We start from the raw sequence: 19,481 nt of genomic DNA on the forward strand, positions 1-19,481 counted from the left end.
ACTTGCTCGCGACGCCCAAACGAAAAAAGCGGCCTTGCGGCCGCTTCCTTCAAACCCGAGGGTTAAAGCCCGCTCAGTTGGCGGCGAGCTTCTTCTCGAGGTCGCGCTTCAGCGAGAGGGCGCCCGTCGAGAGGTCGCCGGCCGCAGCCTTGAGCAGGAAGGCGTCGAGACCGCCGCGATGCTCGACCGAACGCAGGGCGTTGGCCGAAACGCGCAGGCGCACCGAACGGCCGAGCGCGTCCGACTGCAGCGTGACGTTCACGAGGTTCGGACGGAAGACGGTCTTCGTCTTGCGGTTCGAGTGGCTGACGAGGTGGCCGGTCTGGGTGGCTTTCCCGGTCAGTTCGCAACGGCGGGCCATGATATCGTTCCTTACGTTCCCGGGGGCGCTCAAACAAAAAAACCGACACGCGACGTGCCGGCGAGCACCGGAAGTCAAATTGAAGTCGCGGTTCCATAGCCAAGGCCGGAGCTTGCGTCAAGGAAAACTCCGGCAAGCCGTTCACATGGCCTTCAGCGTTAACGGGGTGTAAAGATCAGGGTCCGATGCTTCAACCGGCCGTCGCTTCGCCGCGCGGAGAAGACGGTCACGATTCGGGCCGATTCAGAGTGCATTCAGCGCAGGATCGCGCGTTCCGGAGACAATGGATGAAGTCCGCCGTCGCATCGTCCCTCGCAGGCTTCGTCCTCGCCGCCGGTCTGGCGGCAGGGGCAAACGCGGCTTCGCTCGACGCGCGCTATGACGTCTCGCTGCTGGGAATCACCCTGGGCACGGCGAGCCTCAGCGGCGGCATCGACAATTCCGGCTACAAGCTCGACATGTCGGCGAAGCTCACGGGGATCGCCGGGGGCGTCACGGGCGGCCGTGGCTCGGGCGCAGCGACGGGCACGCTCGTCGGCGGCCGGCTCGCGCCGAAGACCTTCGCGGTGAGCTCCGCCAATTCCAGCGAGAGCCGGACCGTCCGCATGGCGCTGGCCGAAGGCGCCGTCGCCGGCATCGATATCGAGCCGCCGATCGACGAGAAGCCCGATCGCGTGCCGCTGAACGACAGCCACAAGCGCAATATCGTCGACCCGCTCAGCGCCTTCCTGATGCCGGTCAACGGCAAGGGCAAGGACGGCGCCTGCAACCGCACGCTGCCGATCTTCGACGGCGCGGCGCGCTACGACATCAAGCTGTCGAGCGCCGGTACCCGCAACGTCAAGCTGGAAGGCTATAGCGGCCCGGTCTCGATCTGCCAGGCGCGGTTCGTGCCGATCGCCGGCCACCGGGCGCTCCGGCCCAGCACCAAGTTCATGGCCGAGAATCGCGACATCACGGCCTGGCTCGCGCCGATCGCCGGCACCGACGTGATGGTGCCGGTGCGCATCTCCGTGAAGACGATGATCGGCACGGCGGTGATCGAGGCCTCCAGCTTCAAGGTCGACCCCGGCGTGACCGCCAGCGCGCGGAACTGAGCGGCCAAGGCCGTCATTGCGAGCGCAGCGAAGCAATCTAGGAGGGCGTAGAGCTCTGCCGCCCCTGGATTGCTTCGTCGCTTTGCTTCTCGCAATGACGGTAAGGTCGTGCGAGCGCCCACATCACGGCATGTTCGAGCCCCACGATTGTCATTCCGGGGCGCGCCGCAGGCGCGAACCCGGAACCCACGACTGGGTGAGACATTCTATGCCGCGTTGTAAGCCGCCCGCCCGGTCGTGGGTTCCGGGTTCGACCCTTCGGGTCGCCCCGGAATGACAAGGGGGGCGCTAGTCGCGAGCTTGCGGTTGGCGGTACAGCTTGGCGTTTTGCTCAGCTCAAAAGCGATTCACGCCGCCTTTGCTGTGTTGAGGAAGGTCTTCATCCGCTCCAGCGCCTTCTCGATGTTCTCCAGCGAGTTGGCATAGGAGAGGCGGATATAGCCCTCGCCATGGACGCCGAAATCGGGGCCGCCGATGGTGGCGACGCCGGTTTCCTCCAGCAGGGCCGAAGCCAGCTTCTTCGCCTTCCAGCCGGTCTGCGAGACGTTCGGGAAAGCGTAGAACGCGCCCCTGGGCTCGATGCAGGAGACGCCCGGCAGGTCGTTCAGCCCCTTCACCACGGCTTTCCGGCGCCGGTCGAACTCGGCCAGCATCATATGCACCGCGTCCTGCGGGCCGGTGAGCGCCGCCAAGCCCGCCCATTGCGCGGGGGCGTTGACGCAGGAATGCGAATTCACCGCGAGCTTGCGGGCATTGTCGAGCAGGGGCTTCGGCCAGACCGAATAGCCCAGCCGCCAGCCGGTCATCGCATAGGTCTTGGACCAGCCGTTGAGCAGGATCAGCCGGTCGCGGATTTCCGGATAGCTGAGAAGGCAGACATGCTTCTCGCCGTCATAGACCATCTGATCGTAGATCTCGTCCGACATCAGGGCGACGTCCGGGAACTTCGCCAGACCCGCGACGAGCTTGTCGATCTCGGCCTTGGGCGTGACGCCGCCGGTCGGGTTCGCCGGCGAGTTGATGATGAGCAGGCGCGTCTTCGGCGTGATCAGCGCCAGCGTTTCCTCGGCGGAGAAGGCAAAGCCGTTCTCCTCGCGGATCGGAACCGGGATCGGCGTCGCGCCGGTGTACTCGATCATCGAGCGGTAGATCGGGAAGCCGGGGTCCGGATAGAGGATCTCGGCGCCGGGCTCGCCGAACATCAGGATCGCCATGAACATGGTGACCTTGCCGCCGGGCACGATCATCACGCTCTCGGGCGAGACCTCGACCGCGAAGCGCTTGTGCAGGTCGGCGGCGACCGCCTCGCGCAGGGGCAGGATGCCGTTGGCGGGGGTGTAGCCGTGATGGCCGTCGCGCAGGGCCTTCACCGCCGCCTCGACGATATGATTGGGCGTCGAGAAGTCGGGCTGGCCGATGCCGAGATTGATGATGTCCTTGCCCTGGCGCTGCAATTCGGTGGCGCGGGCCAGCACGGCGAAGGCGTTCTCCTCGCCGATGCGGGAGAAGGAGGGGACGACGTGAAGGGTCATGGCGCGTTTCCTCGGGCAGCGTTGGCGTGAAGGCCGGCTTTCCTGCGTTCTTGGCGCCAAACCGGCACGGCTGGCAAGCGCGGGCGGCGCATCGCAGGATTGTTGCATGCTGCATACAGCATGATTAAATAGTATGACTATCAGCCAGATTGGGCCTTGCCGAGCCGCGGGCGATGGGCATGATGGCTAGTCTCAAATCGTTTGAATGTGAGATCGGCAAGCGGCCGCCAGCGCCGCGCCGAACGAGAGGAAACGAGGATGGCCAAGGCACCCGGCAAGACCCCCGGCAAGAAGCCGGTTCGGCGCATCAAGCCCGAGCAGCTGCGCTCGAAGGCGTGGTTCGACAATCCCGACAATGCCGACATGACCGCGCTCTATATCGAGCGCACCATGAATTTCGGCCTGTCGCGGGAAGAGCTGCAGTCGGGCCGGCCGATCATCGGCATCGCCCAGACCGGCTCCGACATCGCGCCGTGCAACCGCCACCATATCGAGCTGGCCTCGCGCGTCCGCGACGGCATCCGCGAGATGGGCGGCGTGCCCTTCGAATTCCCGATCCATCCGATCCAGGAAACCTGCAAGCGGCCGACGGCGGCGCTCGACCGCAACCTGCAATATCTCTCGCTGGTCGAGATCCTCTACGGTTATCCGCTCGACGGCGTCGTGCTGACGACGGGCTGCGACAAGACCACTCCGGCCCAGATCATGGCGGCCGCGACGGTCGATATCCCGGCGATCGCGCTGCCCGGCGGCCCGATGCTGAACGGCTCCTTCCGCGGCGAGCGCACCGGCTCGGGCACGATCGTCTGGAAGGCCCGCCAGATGATGGCGGCCGGCGAGATCGACTATAAGGGCTTCGTCGATCTGGTCGCTTCGTCGGCGCCCTCCGCCGGCCATTGCAACACGATGGGCACGGCCTCGACGATGAACTCGCTGGCGGAGGCCATGGGCATGACGCTGCCCGGCGCCGCCGCGATCCCCGCGCCTTACCGAGACCGCTACGAGATGGCCTATCTCACCGGCAAGCGCATCGTCGAGATGGTCTGGGAGAACCTGATCCCCTCGAAGATCCTGACGCGCGAGGCGTTCGAGAACACCATCGTCATCAATTCGGCGATCGGCGGCTCGACCAATGCGCCCGTCCATGTCAACGCCATCGCCAAGCATATCGGCGTCAAGCTCGACAACGAGGACTGGACCAAGATCGGCTACGAGATTCCGCTGCTGGTGAACCTGCAGCCGGCCGGCGAGTATCTCGGCGAGGACTATTACCGCGCCGGCGGCCTGCCCGCCGTGATCGCGGAGCTGATCGAGAAGGGCAAGCTCAAGCCCGCGATCACCGCCAACGGCAAGACGCTGGAAGAGAACTGCAAGGGCGCCTTCTCGATCGCCCGCGAGGTGATCAAGAGCTACGACCAGCCGATGAAGGCGCAGTCCGGCTTCCTCAACCTCTCCGGCAACCTGTTCGATTCCGCGATCATGAAGACGAGCGTGATCACGCCGGAATTCCGCAAGCGCTATCTGGAGAACCCGAAGGACCCGATGGCCTTCGAGGGTCGCGCCATCGTCTTCGACGGGCCGGAGGACTACCACCACCGCATCGACGATCCCGCGCTCGCCATCGACGAGCACTGCATCCTGTTCATCCGCGGCGTCGGGCCGATCGGGTATCCCGGCGCGGCCGAGGTCGTGAACATGCGGCCGCCGGATTACCTGATCAAGAAGGGCATCACGGCGCTCGCCTGCGTCGGCGACGGTCGTCAGTCCGGCACGTCGGGCTCGCCCTCGATCCTCAACGCCTCGCCGGAAGCGGCGACGGGCGGCGGGCTCGCGATGCTCAAGATGGGCGACAAGGTGCGCATCGATCTCAAGAAGCGCACCGCCAACATCCTGATCTCGGATGAGGAGCTTGCCGAGCGCAAGGCGGCGTTCAAGGCGGCCGGCGGCTACAAGTATCCGAAGAGCCAGACGCCCTGGCAGGAGATCCAGCGCAAGATCGTCGACGAGCTGTCCGAGGGCATGGTCCTCAAGCCGGCGGTCAAGTACCAGAAGATCCACAAGAAGTTCGGCATCCCGCGCGACAACCACTGATGTCTCGCGTTTGAAAGGTGTCTTCCCGTGCGCGCTGCGGCATGCCAATGCCGCGGCGCAGACACGGGACCGTCGCCCAATAAAAGCGCCTTCTCGTCACGCGATCCCGCATCTGCGCAGCGGCACTTCGCGCCGTGGCGCGTGCGGGATGACACGCTTCATGGCGCTTCTTCGCTAAAGCTCGCCGCCCGCGCCGCGCCCCACGCCATTCCGCCTGCGCATCGGCGTTCGCTGCGCGACGCGCGGTCTTCGGGGCTGACAAACGATACGACCCTCGACACTATGGCAGCCGTTCGTTCCGCCTCCATTTGAAACGATTTAAATCATGGCACAGAGCCCGCAGGTCGCAGCCTTCCGCAAGCTCCACGAGGCCGGCTGCTTCGTGATGCCCAATCCCTGGGATTTCGGCTCGGCCCGCTGGCTGCGCGGCCAGGGCTTCAAGGCGCTGGCGACGACCAGCGCGGGCTATGCCTTCACGCAGGGACGCGCCGACCAGGACGTGCCGCGCGACATGATGCTCGGCCATATCGCGGAGATCGTGAAGGCTGTGCCCGATCTGCCGGTCAATGCCGATTTCGAGAACGGCTTCGCCGATACGCCCGACGGCGTCGCTGCCAACGTCAAGCTCTGCGTCGCGACCGGCGTGGCGGGCTTGTCGATCGAGGATGCGACCGGGCGTGCCGATGAGCCGCTCTATCCGTTCGAGCTCGCGGTCGAGCGTATCAAGGCGGCACGCAAGGCGATCGACGAGACCGGTTCCGGCGTGGTGCTGACGGCGCGCGCAGAATGCTTCCTGACCGGGCATCCCGAGCCGCTGAAGGAATCGGTGCGGCGGATCGAGGCCTATGCGGCGGCGGGCGCCGACGTGCTCTATGCGCCCGGCCCGAAGACCCCGGCCGATATCGGAGCCATCGTCGCCGCGGCCGGCGGCAAGCCGGTGAATACGCTGATCTATGGTGATTTCGGTTTGTCGGTTTCGGATATCGCGGCGACCGGCACGCGCCGCATCTCGATCGGCGGGGCGCTGGCGCGGGCGGCCTGGGCCGCCTTCATCGAGGCGACGCGCCTGATCGCGGAGGAGGGCAGCTTCAAGGGCTTTGCCGGCAACGGTCCCTCGGCCCCGCTGAACCCGTTCTTCACCAAAGACCTCGCGGAGCGCTCATGAGCGGCACGCTCCTGATCGCCCCGGCCTGGCTCGGCCGCAGCGGCCTCTGGACGGTCGATGCGAAGGGCCGGCGCAAGGCCGTCGATGCCGAAGATGCGGGTTTGTCCGACGAGCTCGCGGACCGGCTGGAAGCCTGGATGGATGCGTTCGACGCGATCTATGAAGAGGATGACGAGGCGCGCTCGCGCTTTCCCGACGCCGTCGAGCAATTGGCCTGGGAGGCCGAGGGGGCTGCCATCGTCGAGGCGATCCGCGAGGAGCTCGGCGCCGGGTGGACCGTGACCGCCGATCTCACCGGCTGGCAGGAGATGACGAAGCCATGATGCCGATGATCGCACCGCCTGCTCAGTCCACGCTTTCGGCAGGCTGGAAAGCGCCGCCCTTCCCGCCGGCCAAGGTTCTGGAAGGCCAGTATTGCCGGCTGGAGCCGCTCGATGTCGCCAAGCATATCGACGAGATCTGGGCTTGCGATGTCGCGCGCGACGATGTCTGGGACTGGCTGCCGGCCGCGCCGCCGAAGAGCAAGGACGAGTATCGCGCGCTGCTCGATTCGATGGTGGCCAAGGCCGGCATCGTGCCGCTCGCGGTGATCGACAAGGCCGACGGCAAGGCCAAGGGCCATCTCTGGATCATGGAGATCCGGCCCGAGCATGGTGTGTTCGAGGTCGGCTGGATCACCTATTCGCCGGCCCTGCAGCGCACGCGGGCGGCGACCGAGGCGATCTATCTCGTCGGCGATTACGGCTTCTCGCTCGGCTATCGCCGCTACGAATGGAAGTGCAACAACCGGAACGAGCCCTCCAAGCGCGCCGCCCTGCGCTTCGGCTTCCTGTACGAGGGTCTGTTCCGCCAGCACATGGTGGTGAAGGGCGCCAACCGCGACACCGCCTGGTTCTCGATCCTCGATGGCGAATGGCCGGTGCGGGCCCAGGCCTTCCGGCGCTGGCTGGCGCCGTCGAATTTCGACAAGCAGGGCCAGCAGAGGCTCTCGCTCGGCGCTTTCAACCAGACCGGCGGCCATGTCGGCGCGGTCGCGCTGCGCCGGGCCGGGCTTGCCGATATCCCGGCGATCCTCGCGCTCAAGAATGCGGCCTATACGCCGAACGAGAGCATCATCGGCGTGCCTTCGCTGCCGCGCATCGCCGATTACGCGCAGGTCGTCGCGGAACACGAGGTCTGGCTCGCGGAAGGCGAGGGCGGTGAACTGGAAGCCGCGCTGGTGCTCGATATCGAGCCGGAAGACTTCACCGTCTGGAGCGTCGCCGTCGCGCCCGAGGCCGGCGGTCGCAGGCTCGGTGCCGCGCTGATGGCCTTTGCCGACGAGCGCGCGCAGGCGCTCGGCTATGCTTCGGTCCACCTCTACACCCATGCCAAGCTGACCCAGCGCATCGGCTGGTACGAGCGGCTGGGCTTCGCCATCACGCATCATGAGGACATGGCCGACCGGCGGCTGACCCATATGCGCAAGACCTTCGCAAAAGCCGGGCAATAAGAGGAAACGAGCATGGCAGGACGTTTGAAGGGCAAGGTCGCGGTCGTCACCGCCGCGGGGCAGGGGATCGGCCGGGCCATCGCCGAGGCCTTCGTCGCCGAGGGCGCCACCGTCTGGGCGACCGACAAGGATGTCGCCCTGCTGGAAGGCATTCCGAAGGCGAAGAAGCGCAAGCTCGACGTGCTGTCGAGCAAGGCGGTCAATGCCTTCGCCGAGAAGGTGGGCCCGGTCGACATCCTCGTGAACGCCGCCGGTTTCGTCCATCACGGCACGGTGCTCGACACCGACGACAAGGCCTGGGATTTCTCCTTCGACCTCAACGTCAAGTCGATGCACCGCACGATCCAGGCCTTCCTGCCGGGCATGCTGGCCAAGGGCTCGGGCTCGATCGTCAACATCGCCTCCGGCGCGGGCTCGGTGCGCGGCATTCCGAACCGCTACGCCTATGGCGCGACCAAGGCGGCGGTGATCGGCCTGACCAAGGCAGTCGCGGCCGACTACATCAAGAAGGGCGTGCGCGCGAATGCGATCTGCCCCGGCACGATCCAGTCGCCGTCGCTCGACCAGCGCATCAAGGACCTCGCCCAGGCGACGAAGACGACCGAGGCCGCCGCGAGGCAGGCCTTCATCGATCGTCAGCCCATGGCGCGTCTCGGCACGGCCGAGGAGATCGCCTGGCTCGCGGTTTATCTCGCGGCCGACGAGTCGAGCTACACCACTGGCCAGATCCATCTGGCGGATGGCGGCTTCGCCCTTTGAAGCCTGACTTCCGGATGGAGGGCGCCCATCGCCCTCCATTCTCCTGACGTGGTTGCCATCAAGAGCGACCCGAGACGCGAACCGGACAGGGAGAGGTCATGCATGTCCTGATCACGGGAGCGGCCGGCATGGTCGGCCGCAGGCTGGCGGAGCGTCTGGCCCGCGAAGGCCAATGCGCCGGCCGGGCGATCGACAGGCTGACGCTGACCGACGTGGTGGCTCCTTCGCTGCCGGCGGAGCTCGCGGGACGGGCGACGATCCGCGTCGAGGATGCCGGCGATGCAGCCGTCGCGAAGCAGCTCGCGGCGCTGCGGCCGGACCTGATCTTCCACCTGGCCGCGATCATTTCGGGTGAGGCCGAGCGGGATTTCGACAAGGGCTACCGCGTCAATCTCGACGGCATGCTGAACCTGCTGGAGGCGATCCGGCACGAGGGCGGCGGGGGCTACGTTCCGAAGCTCGTCTTCACCAGCTCCAGCGGCATTTTCGGCGCGCCGTTCCCGCCGTCGATCTCCGACGAGTTCCACGTCACGCCCCTGACCAGCTACGGCACGCAGAAGGCGATCGGCGAATTGCTGCTGGCCGACTACAACAGGCGCGGCTTCGTCGAGGGCGTCGGCATCCGCTTTCCCTCGATCGTGGTCAGGCCGGGCAAGCCGAATGCCTCGGCCGGCGGCTTCTTCTCCGGCATCATCCGCGAGCCGCTGCAGGGCGTGGAAGCGCTCCTGCCGGTTAGCGACGGGGTGCTTTTCACCCATGCCAGCCCGCGCTCGGCCGTCGGTTTCCTGATCCATGCCGCCGGGCTCTCGCGCGGTGAGCTCGGCCCGCGCGTCAACCTGACCATGCCCGGCGTCTGCGTCACCGTCGGCGAGCAGATCGAGGCGCTCCGTCGCATCGCCGGCGACAGGGCGGTGAAGCTGATCCGACGCGCACCCGATCCGGCTTCCGCGGCGATCGTCGCGGGCTGGCCGACCCGCTTCGATGCGAAGCGCGCGCTGGCGCTCGGTTTCACGGCCGAGCGCGATTTCGACGAGATCATCCGCGTCCATATCGCGGACGATCTCGGCGGCTATCTTCCGAACTGACGAAACCTCAGAGCAAACCTTCAGGACAGATCCGATGCATATTCTCGTTCTCGGCGGCGCCGGCATGGTCGGGCGCAAGTTCATCGAGCGGCTGGCGCGCGACGGCCAGCTCGGCAGCAAGCCGGTGACCCGGGTGACGGCGCAGGACGTCGTTGTCGCTTCGCCGCCGCCGGCCGCGCCCTTCGATTTCGAGGCCGTGGTCTCCGATCTCTCGATCCACGGTGAATCCGAGAAGCTGATCGCGACGCGGCCGGAGGTGATCATCCATCTCGCGGCGGTGGTCTCGGGCGAGGCCGAGGCCGATTTCGACAAGGGCTACCGGATCAATCTCGACGGCACGCGCTATCTCTTCGAGGCGATCCGCCATGCGGAAGGCTACAAGCCGCGCGTGGTCTTCACCTCCTCGGTCGCGGTGTTCGGCGCGCCCTTCCACGACAAGATCGAGGACGAGTTCTTCACCACGCCACTGACCAGCTACGGCACGCAGAAGGCGATCGGCGAGCTCCTGCTCTGCGACTATTCGCGGCGCGGCTTCTTCGACGGCGTCGGCATCCGCCTGCCGACGATCTGCGTGCGGCCGGGCAAGCCGAACAAGGCGGCCTCGGGCTTCTTCTCCAACATCATCCGCGAGCCGCTGAACGGCGAGGAGGCGGTGCTGCCGGTCTCCGATCAGGTCCGCCACTGGCATGCGAGCCCGCGCTCGGCGGTGGGCTTCCTCGCCCACGCCGCGACGATGGACACGGCCGCGATCGGCCCGCGCCGGGCTCTGACCATGCCGGGCTATTCCTGCACCGTCGCCGAGCAGATCGAGACGCTGCGCAAGGTCGCAGGCGAGAACGTGGTGAAGCGCATCCGCCGCGAGACCGATCCCGTGATCGACAAGATCGTCGCGGGCTGGCCGCGGAACTTCAATCCGCAGCGGGCGCTGGCGCTCGGCTTCAAGGCGGAGGCGAATTTCGAGGAGATCATCCGCGTGCATATCGAGGACGAATTGCACGGCACCTTCGTGAAGTGACCCAGCAAGAAGGGCGGCCGGTGAGGCCGCCCTTTTCGTTTGGGACGTTCGGCGATCGTCAGGCTTCGGGAGGGTTGGCGCCGGCCGGCGCGGTCTGGATCACCGCCGGGCGCGCCTCGATGGTCTGCACCCGGTTCCGGCCGTCGCCCTTGGCCTGATAGAGATACTCGTCGGCGATGCGCAGCATGTCCTTGAATTGCTCGCGCACGAGATGGGCCTCGTGCACGCCGAAGCTCGCGGTGATGTGCCGTTCCCTGAGCGTCTCGATCCGAAGGGCCGCGATGGCCTCCCGCAGGCGCTCCGCGATCTGCATCGCTTCCTTGAGGCCCGTCCCTGGCAGGAAGGCGCAGAACTCCTCGCCGCCGAGGCGCGCCACGAGATCATAGGGGCGCAGCACGCGCCTCATGGTCTCGGCGATGGCGACGAGGACCTCGTCGCCGGCATCATGGCCGAACGTGTCGTTGATGCTCTTGAAGTGGTCGATATCGAGCACGATGACCGAGAGCGGCTTCTGCTCGCGGCGCGAGCGCGCGATCTCGGAGCCGACCACTTCGGCCAGCCAGCGGCGATTGCCGAGCCCGGTGAGCGTGTCCGAGAAGGCCTGCCGCTTCAGGCGGTTCAGCTTCTCCTCCAGCGTGTTGATGAGGGCGCGGACCTCGTCGGTCAGACGCCCGACATCATCGTTGCGCAGCTTGATGAGGCGCGGGATGCGGCCCTCGACACGGTAGCTCTTGAGCCCGCGCGCGAGCTCGCCGACCGGCAGCAGCAGATGCCGCATCACGATGAAGGCAAAGGCGGTACCGGCGACCGTGGCCAGCAGGATGATGACCAGGATCGCCTGGGCGCTGATCGCCGCGCCGGATGCGACATAGGCCGCGATGGCAATGATCGGGACGTGGGTTGCGACAAAGCAGCCGGCAAAGGCCTGGGCCAGCAAGGAAGAACTGAAAAATTCGCGAATCTGCGTCGTCTTGGCTTTCACAAGGCACACTCCGTTTCCCCCAGAGTGCGCCACGGCTAGCAGCCGGGGTTTTCAGCAAAGATGACCGGTTTCGCTCGCATTTTAACGAGCGCGGGCCTTCCCACAGCGAAAGGGCGGCGGTCGATGACCGCCGCCCCTCGAGATCGCTTCGCTTCCGGCGCGGAAACGCTCAGGCCGGGCAGGGCTCGGCCTGTTCCTGCTGGCGGCGCGAGGGCATGCCCAGCGCCGGCTGGCCGCGCACCGGTTCCTCCTCGGGCTCCAGCTCGGGCGCATGCGCCCAGCCGCTGGCGCTCCAGCTCTTGAGCGCCGCCCAGGTCGAGCGGTCGAGCCGGAACTGCTCGCAGGGGAACAGCCCGCCACGCGCCGGCAGCGACTTGAGGAAGGAGCCCTCGGCCCGGAAACCGGACTTCTCCAGCACCCGCCGCGAAGCTGGGTTGATGACGCGGGTATCCGCCTCGATCGCGGGCAGGTCGATCAGCGAGAACAGGCTGTCGATCAGGCCCTGCACCGCCTCGGTCGCGTAGCCCTTGCCCCAGTGCGGGGTGCCGAGCCAGTAGCCGATGAAGGGCACGCCCGAGGCCTGCTTGTGCGCGCCGATCATGCCGATCAGCTCGTTCGGCTTCGAACGGGGCGTGATCGCCAGAACGAGGTGCTCGCCCAGGGCATTGCCCTTGCGGGCCCCGAAGATGAAGGGCTCGACCGCCTGGGACGGGTAGGGATGGGGAATCGATGCCGTCATCTCCGCCACCGCCTTTTCACCGGCAAGGCGCAGGATGGCATTGGCATCGGCCATGCGGGGCCAACGCAGCCAGAGACGGCGGGTCTCGAGCCGGAAGACATCGTCGCGGGTCAGTTCGGGGAACATGTCGTCTCTCCGTCGGCGCAAACGAAAAAAGGGAGCTGGGACTTTGGTCCCATCTCCCCTTCGCTGACCTTCGGGAGACCCTATTCGGGCCTTTTAACCCTTGATCCGTTCGGTTCGATGGAACCGGCGGATCGAGGGAATTCCCTATCCGCCTTTTACTCTGCGGCCTCTTGGGCCGGGACTACGTTCACGAAAGCTCGGCCGAGTTTCGTCGTGAATCGGACTCGGCCATTCGTCGTCGCAAAGAGGGTATGGTCTTTGCCCATGCCGACATTGGCGCCGGCATGCCACTTGGTGCCGCGCTGACGAATAATGATGTTGCCGGAAACGACCGCCTGGTCGCCGAACTTCTTCACGCCGAGGCGCTTGCTTTCAGAATCACGGCCGTTACGCGACGAGCCGCCTGCCTTTTTGTGAGCCATAACGCCCTACCTCAAAACTTGTCGTGTCTCTCTAACCCGAATCGGCGGCGAAAGCCACCCGTCTCGGATACGAAATGCCGGAACACCATTCTGTCAGGAGCGACAGACCGGGACGATGAGCCTCGGCGATGGTGATCCGGCGCGGATTATCTGCGCCGGGAAACCCGGTCTCAGGCCTCGGACGCCTCGTCCTTGGCCTTCTTGGCAGGGGCCTTCTTGGCCGCGGCCTTCTTCGGCTTCTCAGCCTCTTCGCCAGCCTCGGCCTTGGCGGCCTTCGGCGCAGCCTTCGCCTTGGCGGCGACCGGAGCAGCGGCGGCATCGGCCTTCTTCATCTCCGGCTTCTTGCCGCCGGTGAGGATGTCGGTGATGCGGATGACGGTCAGCTCGGCGCGGAAGCCGCGCTTGCGCTTGGAGTTCTGGCGGCGGCGCTTCTTGAAGGCGATGACCTTCTCGCCACGGGCCTGCTCGACGATCTCACCGACGACGGTGATCTCGGAAAGGGCCTTGGCATCGAGCGTGGTCTTCTCGCCCTCGGTGAGCATCAGCACCGAATCGAACGCGACGGTGTCGCCGGCGTTGCCCTCGATCTTGGCAGCGGTGATCTTGTCGTTGGCGGTGACGCGGAACTGCTTCCCGCCGGTCTTGATGACTGCGAACATTTTGTCCTCCATGTTCGGCCCCGTCCTGTCGCGGCTTCCGGATGGGAGCCCGTGGGACGGCTTTTTGGCAGTCGGTTGCGTGGTCTGGCTTGCTCTTGCCGGCATGCGACGCAGCGCACATGCCAAAAGAGATCGGGCGCGGGTTTCCCCACGCCGGACGGTGCTCGATAGTCGCAAGGCTGGGAGAGGTCAAGCGAAAGCGGCTGTGAAGAGTGGAATTCTCATGCCCGAGAGGCTTGCCCCCCGGGCGCTGCTTGTGTAACAAGCGCCTCGCTTCGACCGAAGGCGACCGCGGACAGGTGGCAGAGTGGTTGAATGCACCGCACTCGAAATGCGGCATACCTGCAAGGGTATCGGGGGTTCAAATCCCTCCCTGTCCGCCACTCTCTATGCCTTTAAACCATTGATATCTCTACTAAATATCTGATCGAATTGACGTTTATCTGTCATTTCGTGTAACAAATCGCGCTACAATTCGTGTAACGGCGGGCGCGATGAAGGGTTTTCTCGGCAAGCGGGACGGGTGGTGGCACTATGTGCGCCGGGTGCCGGCCGTCTACGCCGATCACGATTCACGAGGCATCGTCAGGCAGTCGACCAAGATCCGTGTCGCGGACGATCCGCGCGGGATTGTGGCCGCCAAGGCGGCTGCGAAGATCAACGCCGATACCGAGGCCTATTGGCGCGGGCTGTTCCTCGGCCGAGGCGACCAGGCGAAGCAACGCTATGAAGCGGCCCGTCAGTTCACCCGGGCACTAGGCTTCGAGCCTGTCCCCTCGGCCGAACTCGTCGAGATGCCAGACGACGAGATCGTGCGGCGGGTGAGGTCGATCCAGCAGCGCGGGTTCCTGCCGACATCCGAGGCGCCTGATGCCGTGCTCGGCCTGGTCGCGCCGCCGGAGCTGAAGCTCTCCGAATTGCTCGACAAGTATGAGGGGACGCAGAAGGCGACCCTTGCAGGCAAGTCCGATGACCAGATGCGGGTGTGGCGGAACGCCAAGGGTCGAGCCATCACCGTCCTGACCGAGGTCGCCGGCGCCGACCCGTCTCTCGGCGAGGATCCTGCCCTCGCTCGCCTGACGCGGTCACACGCCCTGGATTTCCGCGAATACTGGCAGGAGCGCGTGACGGCGGACGAGGTCGAGATCGATACCGCCAACAAGTCGATCGGCCATCTCAACAAGATGTGGCGCGAGCTGAACCGGATCGACCGGCTGGGGCTCAATCCGATTTTCGCGGAGCTGCGGCTCGAGGGCGGCGGTTCAGACCAGCGCGCCGCCTTCGAGGCTGAGTTCGTGCAGAAGACGCTGCTTGCGCCCGGCACCTTCGGCGACCTAAACGACGAGGCGCGGCGCATCATCTATGTGATGGCCGATTCCGGCCTGCGTCCGTCTGAAATCTGCAACCTGACGGAAGCGACGATCCATCTCGACCACAATATCCCGCATGTCGAGGTGTTGCCCGAGGGCCGCCAGACCAAGACGCGGGATTCTCGGCGGACGATCCCGCTGGTCGGTGTCGCGCTGGCGGCGATGAAGAAACAGCCCCACGGCTTTCCGCGCTATCGGCATAACGCCGGGACGCATTCGGCGCTGGTCAACCGGATGCTGACCGAGAAGAAGCTTCGCCCGACGCCGAAGCACACGCTCTATTCGCTGCGGCACTGCTTCGAGGACCGCCTGACGGCCGTCGAGGCGCCGGAAAAGGTCATGGCTATCCTGATGGGGCATAAGTACACGCGGCCGAAATACGGGGCCGGGCCGAGCCTCGAGCAGAAGCAGCGCTGGATGCAGCGCATTGCCTTCAAGGCGCCTGACGACGTTTAGCCTCGTCGAGGATGGCCCGCGCCCGCGCCACCGGGTCCTGGCGGTTCGCCAGCTTGTCACGGCCGGCGAGCACCTTGTCGAGGAAGGGCGCGAAGCGCTCGCCATGCACGACGACGCATTCGGCGAGATAGAGGATCGCCGCGTCATAGTCCTGCAATGTGAGGGGCCCGGTCTGCATCGTCAGAACGGGATGTCTCTGTCGTCGCGCTCTTTCACGAGCAGGCGCGAGAGGGCCTCGATCGTCACGACGGCCCGTGCCAGTTCCTTCTCGACCTCGCGCTGACGGTGCTCGGCCGCGTGGCGCAGATGATATTCGGCGCGCAGGTCGGCCGTCAGATTGGCAATCTGCGTCTGGGGATCGAGGGCGGCTTTCGGCGGCTTCTTCATGGCGATGGCCTCCGCCTAGAACGGGATATCATCATCGAGGTGAGCGCTGCCGCCGCCCGATGATCCGCCGCCATAGGAAGCCCCCTCGCTCGCCGGGCCGTAGCTCTGGCCGGTCTCGCGCGTGCGGGTGGAGCCGTAGCTATCCTGCGACGGCGGCTCGCGCTCGGCCTTGTCGAGCAGCGTGATTTCGCCCCGGAAACGCTGGAGCACAACCTCGGTGGTGTATTTCTCGACGCCGCTCTGGTCGGTCCATTTTCGTGTCTGGAGCTGGCCCTCGACATACACCTTGGAGCCCTTCTTCAGATACTGCTCCGCGACCTTGGACAGCGCCTCGTTGAAGATGACGACGCTGTGCCATTCGGTCCGCTCCTTGCGCTCGCCGGACTGCTTGTCGCGCCAGGTCTCGGGCGTCGCGATGCGGAGCGAGGCGACGGGTTCGCCTTGCGCGGTGCGGCGGATTTCGGGATCGCGGCCGAGATTGCCGACGAGGATGACCTTGTTGACGCTGCCGGCCATGGTCAGGCTTCCTCTCTAACGGGTTCGGTGGGTGCCGTGCTGCTCAGCCGATCAAGGTGAAACTGGGCGGTGAAGCGAACCTCCTGGCTGAAGTCGCGGTCGAGTATCCATCGCAGGAAAGACGTGTCGTCGATGTCGCGCCAGGGCGTCCCGCGCCAGCGGCCGATCTGGCAACGGGCGAGAAGGGCGGGCTCGTCGGACCACTGCACGAGTTGTGCGAGCGTGACGCCGGGCTGCTCCAGCATGTCGCGGAGCAGGTGAGCGGTGACATAGGCATCTGGTCCAGCGCGGTGCGCCTGGTTGGCGATCCCTCGATCGACGCTCAGCCAGCGCCAGTAGCGCAGGGCTTGATTGCTGTGGGCCGGAGCCTCCGGCCAGAGCCGAAGAGCACACTTCCAAGTGCAGATCCACGATCGCCCGCGGGTCTCCCCATCCGTCAAGAACTGGCGCTCGAAGGCGGCATTATGTGCAGCGAAATAATCGACTGGAGGGTGCGCGGGCCGGCAAACCCTGCTCATCATGATGTCCCAGTCCTGCGGGTTCGCATCCGGTCCGAAATCCGCGATCGTCAGATGATGGATCGCGGAAGTCTCCGGTGGGATCGGCCCGTTGTGGCGGATCAATGCGCTGCTCGGCAGATTGATATCCCAACCAGTCGGGGCGCCGCAGAGCCCCCGCTTCGTCGAGCGCAGGTTGATCCAGCCGATCTCGATCGGCTCAGCAGTCGGCGGCGCGAACCCGGTGGTTTCGAGGTCGACCACGCGGATCAGGATGTCAGTCGTCACGGCTTCCTCCGCGTGATCTTGCGGGCGCGCTTGGCGGCGGCCTGCTTGGCGGCGTTGGGGTTCAGCTTCTTCAGGCGCTGTTCCAGCCTGCGGGTGAATAGGGCCGGTGTGTAGTAGCTGTGGAAGCCGATATCGCTCGCGGCCAGAGCGGCGGCAGCAGCGATCGGGAGACGAAGAGCATCCTTCATGCCCCCCCCTCCGCAGGCTCCGAGGCGGGCTTGGCGAGGGCGGAGCGTTCACGGTTCAGGGCGTTGAAGGCATCGACAATGGCCTTGCGGTCAGCGTCCGTGACCTCGTGCCTGAAGTGCAGCTTGAGCACACGCTTGTTCTCGGTGTCCGCGCTGATGCCGCAGATGCCAGCCCCGCTCGTCTGGGAAGGCAAGGCTTCCGCCGGGGAGGCGGGGGCTTTTCGCTCGGCGGCGAGAAAGCCAGCGCAGAACAGGTGCTGCCGAGATTTGGTGTGGATCACACTGTGAAGGCCGATCCAATCGCGGTAGGCCGCCTCTGCGCGCGCCGGGTATTTCACGGGGTCAGTCACCACCCGCTCCTCACTTCGGCGTGACGAGTTCGGCGATGGCCGGCTTGGCGGCGGCGAAGCCGCGCAGGATCCGGTCATAGGCGCCACCGTTCGCGTCGATCCAGGCGACGTTGGCCACGAAGAGCGCGTCGACCGTGATGGTCTTCACCGCCTTGGTACCGTAGATGGTGCCGCCGGGCTGGATGCGCGGATAGGTGCCGGCCGGGATCTCGGAATAGCCGTAGACCTCCTTGCCGCGGGCGTCCTTGGCGACCTTGCCCATGTCCCAGTCGTCGGTACCGGCGAGCACGATCCGGTCGCCGTTCTGCTGGGCGTCGTTCTTCAGATAGCTCGAGCCGAGCGCGCCAACCCAGAGCAGGCACTGCACCTGGCTGCCATCGGCCACGGCTGAGAGCGCCCGCACGCCGCTGCGCGTGTCGACCTGGACCGGCGCATAGCGCTTCTTGTCGGCCAGCACGAAGGCATCCCAAGTGGTTCGGGCGCCGCTGCCGTCCGGCCCGACGGCGACGGTGTGCTTCTTGCCGAGGTCGGTGACGCGATCGACGCCGGAGCCGCGATTGCAGACGAGATGCGCATGCTCCTGGTAGAGCACGCCGGCGCGCTCGATGGCGGAGAGCGCCTGCGCATTGCGGCTGGAATAGACCAGTAGCGCATCGGACTGGACGAAGGCGCCGTCGCATTCGCCCTTCACGACCTTGTCGAGATTGTCGAGCGAGCCCTGCGTCGGGATGACGTCGAGCTTCAGGGAATTCGCCGTCTTCTTGAGGAGGTGGCCGGCCTTGAAATAGTTGCCGGCATCCGATCCCGTGCAGAGCCGGAAGGTCGGATGCTGGGCGAAGGCGGTGACGCCGAACAGGGTGCCGAAGGCGAGGGCGGTGGCGGCGGTGTAGGCAAGGCGACGCATGGGATGGACCTTTCAGGTTTGGCCGATCAGCGGCCGAGGAGGCGAGTGAGACGACGGGTGAGCAGCACGACGCCGACGATGACCGTGGCGAGGCCGATGACCGCGAGGACGTCGGAGAGGCGGGTGACGAGGGCCCAGAGCATCAGGCGGGCTCCTCGAATGTCGGGGTGAAGAAGCCGAGCATGCCCTTGCAGGGGCGAAACGGCAGCGGCCGGGCGTTGCGCAGGACGATGCCGAAGCGGCCGACGAACCAGGGGTCGTCGCTTCGCTCTACGCAGTCGACGATCTCGGCCTGGCCGATTATGCCCCCGAGGTCGTAGGAGAAGGGCGGGTCGATCGGCGGCGGGAGCTCGCTGCCCGTGACCGGGTGGCGAAACTCGTTCAGGTCCGCCGCGGCGTCCCTATCGAGCTTCTTGCCGGCATGGATCAGGACCGGGCCGCGATAGTGGCAGCGCCACGAACGGTTCTCGATCGACTTGTGGCCGTTGACGATCAGCCAGGCCCAGGGCTGCATGATGGAGAGCGCCTTCATGACGAAGCACGCCGGCCCAAAATGGAGCGAGCCTCGTTAATGGCCGGCGCCATTTTGTCGATGAGCCACGCCTCCACGACTTTCATCGAGTAGGACTTGCCGCCTGGCAGGCTCTCCCACGCATCGATCAGCCTGGACAAAGCGCCGGCATGGTCGGGGCCGAGCGTCGGAGCAGGTGGCAGCGCGCCGGCGGTATCCGCCACCATCATTGCCATGTTGGCCACGTCTGCCGATTCCTCGGCAACGGCAGCTCGGAGGGTCTTCTCGCTATGCGCGACATGACCCATCCAGTCGATCGCGGCGCGGCGAAGTTCTCCGGCCTCCTCCTCGACCCGCACGGCGAGAACGTCCGGATCGTCTCCTTTCCATCCGCCCTTGTGATCATTGGCGCGGAGTTCGCGCTCCATCAGGATCGCGAAGGACAGAACTTCGGGCCTGCAGTCGATGAGGCTCAGTGCCTTCATGGGA

The 19,481-nt window shown here is 66.0% G+C and carries 24 protein-coding genes and 1 tRNA gene; 10 read left to right on the forward strand and 15 right to left on the reverse strand.

What is annotated here, in order from left to right:
* Nucleotides 1-73: 73 nt before the first annotated feature.
* On the reverse strand, nucleotides 74-361 hold the full coding sequence (gene rpmB, locus WFK61_RS07300; RefSeq protein ID WP_291659159.1) for a 50S ribosomal protein L28: 288 nt from the start codon (nucleotides 359-361) through the stop codon (nucleotides 74-76).
* Between the two features lie 287 nt (nucleotides 362-648).
* Here rpmB and WFK61_RS07305 point away from each other — a divergent pair, with 287 nt between their 5' ends.
* Entirely contained in the window at nucleotides 649-1,458 is an 810-nt protein-coding gene (locus WFK61_RS07305; protein WP_336810878.1) for a DUF3108 domain-containing protein, read from the forward strand.
* 347 nt (nucleotides 1,459-1,805) lie between these two features.
* Here the strand turns inward: WFK61_RS07305 and WFK61_RS07310 are convergent, their stop codons facing one another.
* Nucleotides 1,806-2,990 carry a pyridoxal phosphate-dependent aminotransferase gene (locus WFK61_RS07310; protein ID WP_336810879.1) on the reverse strand — a complete coding sequence of 395 codons (1,185 nt, stop codon included), beginning with the start codon at nucleotides 2,988-2,990 and terminating at the stop codon, nucleotides 1,806-1,808.
* 258 nt (nucleotides 2,991-3,248) lie between these two features.
* Between WFK61_RS07310 and WFK61_RS07315 the strand changes: the two genes are divergently transcribed.
* From WFK61_RS07315 to denD (WFK61_RS07345), 7 genes are all read left to right on the forward strand, one after another.
* A complete protein-coding gene (locus WFK61_RS07315; protein WP_336810880.1) occupies nucleotides 3,249-5,081 on the forward strand; it encodes an IlvD/Edd family dehydratase in 1,833 nt (610 codons plus the stop codon).
* A 325-nt stretch (nucleotides 5,082-5,406) separates the two neighbouring features.
* On the forward strand, nucleotides 5,407-6,246 hold the full coding sequence (locus WFK61_RS07320; RefSeq protein ID WP_336810881.1) for an isocitrate lyase/PEP mutase family protein: 840 nt from the start codon (nucleotides 5,407-5,409) through the stop codon (nucleotides 6,244-6,246).
* Nucleotides 6,243-6,569, forward strand: coding sequence for a hypothetical protein (locus WFK61_RS07325; protein ID WP_336810882.1), 327 nt, complete (start codon nucleotides 6,243-6,245; stop codon nucleotides 6,567-6,569). Before WFK61_RS07320 ends, WFK61_RS07325 begins: the two co-directional genes overlap by 4 nt.
* Nucleotides 6,566-7,738, forward strand: a complete 1,173-nt coding sequence (locus WFK61_RS07330) for a GNAT family N-acetyltransferase (protein WP_336810883.1) — start codon at nucleotides 6,566-6,568, stop codon at nucleotides 7,736-7,738. The genes WFK61_RS07325 and WFK61_RS07330 overlap by 4 nt, the downstream gene beginning before the upstream one ends.
* Nucleotides 7,739-7,750: 12 nt before the next feature.
* The gene (locus tag WFK61_RS07335) at nucleotides 7,751-8,497 is read left to right on the forward strand and encodes an SDR family oxidoreductase (RefSeq protein ID WP_047573970.1); all 747 of its coding nucleotides are present in this window, start codon (nucleotides 7,751-7,753) and stop codon (nucleotides 8,495-8,497) included.
* A 98-nt stretch (nucleotides 8,498-8,595) separates the two neighbouring features.
* Nucleotides 8,596-9,582 (forward strand): D-erythronate dehydrogenase, encoded by a 987-nt coding sequence (gene denD / locus WFK61_RS07340; RefSeq protein ID WP_336810884.1) that lies wholly within the window; start codon nucleotides 8,596-8,598, stop codon nucleotides 9,580-9,582.
* 34 nt (nucleotides 9,583-9,616) lie between these two features.
* Nucleotides 9,617-10,597, forward strand: coding sequence for a D-erythronate dehydrogenase (gene denD / locus WFK61_RS07345; RefSeq protein WP_336810885.1), 981 nt, complete (start codon nucleotides 9,617-9,619; stop codon nucleotides 10,595-10,597).
* Between the two features lie 58 nt (nucleotides 10,598-10,655).
* On the opposite strand, the gene WFK61_RS07350 is transcribed toward denD (WFK61_RS07345), so the two are convergent.
* The 4 genes from WFK61_RS07350 to rplU all read right to left on the reverse strand — a co-directional run bounded on the left by WFK61_RS07350 (nucleotide 10,656) and on the right by rplU (nucleotide 13,525).
* A complete protein-coding gene (locus tag WFK61_RS07350) occupies nucleotides 10,656-11,579 on the reverse strand; it encodes a GGDEF domain-containing protein (protein ID WP_336810886.1) in 924 nt (307 codons plus the stop codon).
* A gap of 169 nt (nucleotides 11,580-11,748) precedes the next feature.
* Entirely contained in the window at nucleotides 11,749-12,444 is a 696-nt protein-coding gene (locus tag WFK61_RS07355; RefSeq protein ID WP_336810887.1) for a GNAT family N-acetyltransferase, read from the reverse strand.
* 155 nt (nucleotides 12,445-12,599) lie between these two features.
* Nucleotides 12,600-12,866, reverse strand: coding sequence for a 50S ribosomal protein L27 (gene rpmA / locus WFK61_RS07360; RefSeq protein WP_199085184.1), 267 nt, complete (start codon nucleotides 12,864-12,866; stop codon nucleotides 12,600-12,602).
* Nucleotides 12,867-13,036: 170 nt separating this feature from the next.
* Complete coding sequence (rplU, locus tag WFK61_RS07365; RefSeq protein WP_336810888.1) at nucleotides 13,037-13,525, reverse strand: 50S ribosomal protein L21; 489 nt, start codon at nucleotides 13,523-13,525, stop codon at nucleotides 13,037-13,039.
* A 293-nt stretch (nucleotides 13,526-13,818) separates the two neighbouring features.
* Between rplU and WFK61_RS07370 the strand changes: the two genes are divergently transcribed.
* Both WFK61_RS07370 and WFK61_RS07375 read left to right on the forward strand, forming a co-directional pair.
* A tRNA-Ser gene (locus WFK61_RS07370) sits at nucleotides 13,819-13,908 on the forward strand.
* A 111-nt stretch (nucleotides 13,909-14,019) separates the two neighbouring features.
* Nucleotides 14,020-15,351, forward strand: a complete 1,332-nt coding sequence (locus WFK61_RS07375; protein ID WP_336810889.1) for a tyrosine-type recombinase/integrase — start codon at nucleotides 14,020-14,022, stop codon at nucleotides 15,349-15,351.
* Here the strand turns inward: WFK61_RS07375 and WFK61_RS07380 are convergent.
* The 9 genes from WFK61_RS07380 to WFK61_RS07420 all read right to left on the reverse strand — a co-directional run bounded on the left by WFK61_RS07380 (nucleotide 15,329) and on the right by WFK61_RS07420 (nucleotide 19,477).
* Nucleotides 15,329-15,529, reverse strand: coding sequence for a hypothetical protein (locus tag WFK61_RS07380; RefSeq protein WP_336810890.1), 201 nt, complete (start codon nucleotides 15,527-15,529; stop codon nucleotides 15,329-15,331). The two genes, WFK61_RS07375 and WFK61_RS07380, sit on opposite strands and share 23 nt — an antisense overlap.
* A 2-nt stretch (nucleotides 15,530-15,531) precedes the next feature.
* A complete protein-coding gene (locus WFK61_RS07385; RefSeq protein ID WP_336810891.1) occupies nucleotides 15,532-15,738 on the reverse strand; it encodes a hypothetical protein in 207 nt (68 codons plus the stop codon).
* A gap of 15 nt (nucleotides 15,739-15,753) precedes the next feature.
* On the reverse strand, nucleotides 15,754-16,254 hold the full coding sequence (gene ssb, locus WFK61_RS07390; RefSeq protein WP_336810892.1) for a single-stranded DNA-binding protein: 501 nt from the start codon (nucleotides 16,252-16,254) through the stop codon (nucleotides 15,754-15,756).
* A 2-nt stretch (nucleotides 16,255-16,256) separates the two neighbouring features.
* Nucleotides 16,257-17,039 (reverse strand): exonuclease domain-containing protein, encoded by a 783-nt coding sequence (locus tag WFK61_RS07395; protein ID WP_336810893.1) that lies wholly within the window; start codon nucleotides 17,037-17,039, stop codon nucleotides 16,257-16,259.
* Nucleotides 17,036-17,227: a hypothetical protein gene (locus WFK61_RS07400; RefSeq protein WP_336810894.1), complete on the reverse strand. Its 192-nt coding sequence runs from the start codon at nucleotides 17,225-17,227 to the stop codon at nucleotides 17,036-17,038. Before WFK61_RS07400 ends, WFK61_RS07395 begins: the two co-directional genes overlap by 4 nt.
* Nucleotides 17,224-17,577, reverse strand: coding sequence for a hypothetical protein (locus WFK61_RS07405; protein ID WP_336810895.1), 354 nt, complete (start codon nucleotides 17,575-17,577; stop codon nucleotides 17,224-17,226). The genes WFK61_RS07400 and WFK61_RS07405 overlap by 4 nt, the downstream gene beginning before the upstream one ends.
* A 10-nt stretch (nucleotides 17,578-17,587) precedes the next feature.
* Nucleotides 17,588-18,481 carry a TAXI family TRAP transporter solute-binding subunit gene (locus tag WFK61_RS07410; RefSeq protein WP_336810896.1) on the reverse strand — a complete coding sequence of 298 codons (894 nt, stop codon included), beginning with the start codon at nucleotides 18,479-18,481 and terminating at the stop codon, nucleotides 17,588-17,590.
* 142 nt (nucleotides 18,482-18,623) lie between these two features.
* Nucleotides 18,624-19,013: an ASCH domain-containing protein gene (locus tag WFK61_RS07415; RefSeq protein WP_336810897.1), complete on the reverse strand. Its 390-nt coding sequence runs from the start codon at nucleotides 19,011-19,013 to the stop codon at nucleotides 18,624-18,626.
* Nucleotides 19,010-19,477 carry a hypothetical protein gene (locus WFK61_RS07420; RefSeq protein ID WP_336810898.1) on the reverse strand — a complete coding sequence of 156 codons (468 nt, stop codon included), beginning with the start codon at nucleotides 19,475-19,477 and terminating at the stop codon, nucleotides 19,010-19,012. Before WFK61_RS07420 ends, WFK61_RS07415 begins: the two co-directional genes overlap by 4 nt.
* Between the last annotated feature and the right edge of the window lie 4 nt (nucleotides 19,478-19,481).

Origin of the sequence: Allobosea sp. MMO-172, assembly GCF_037147855.1 — a bacterium.
Lineage (GTDB): Bacteria > Pseudomonadota > Alphaproteobacteria > Rhizobiales > Beijerinckiaceae > Allobosea.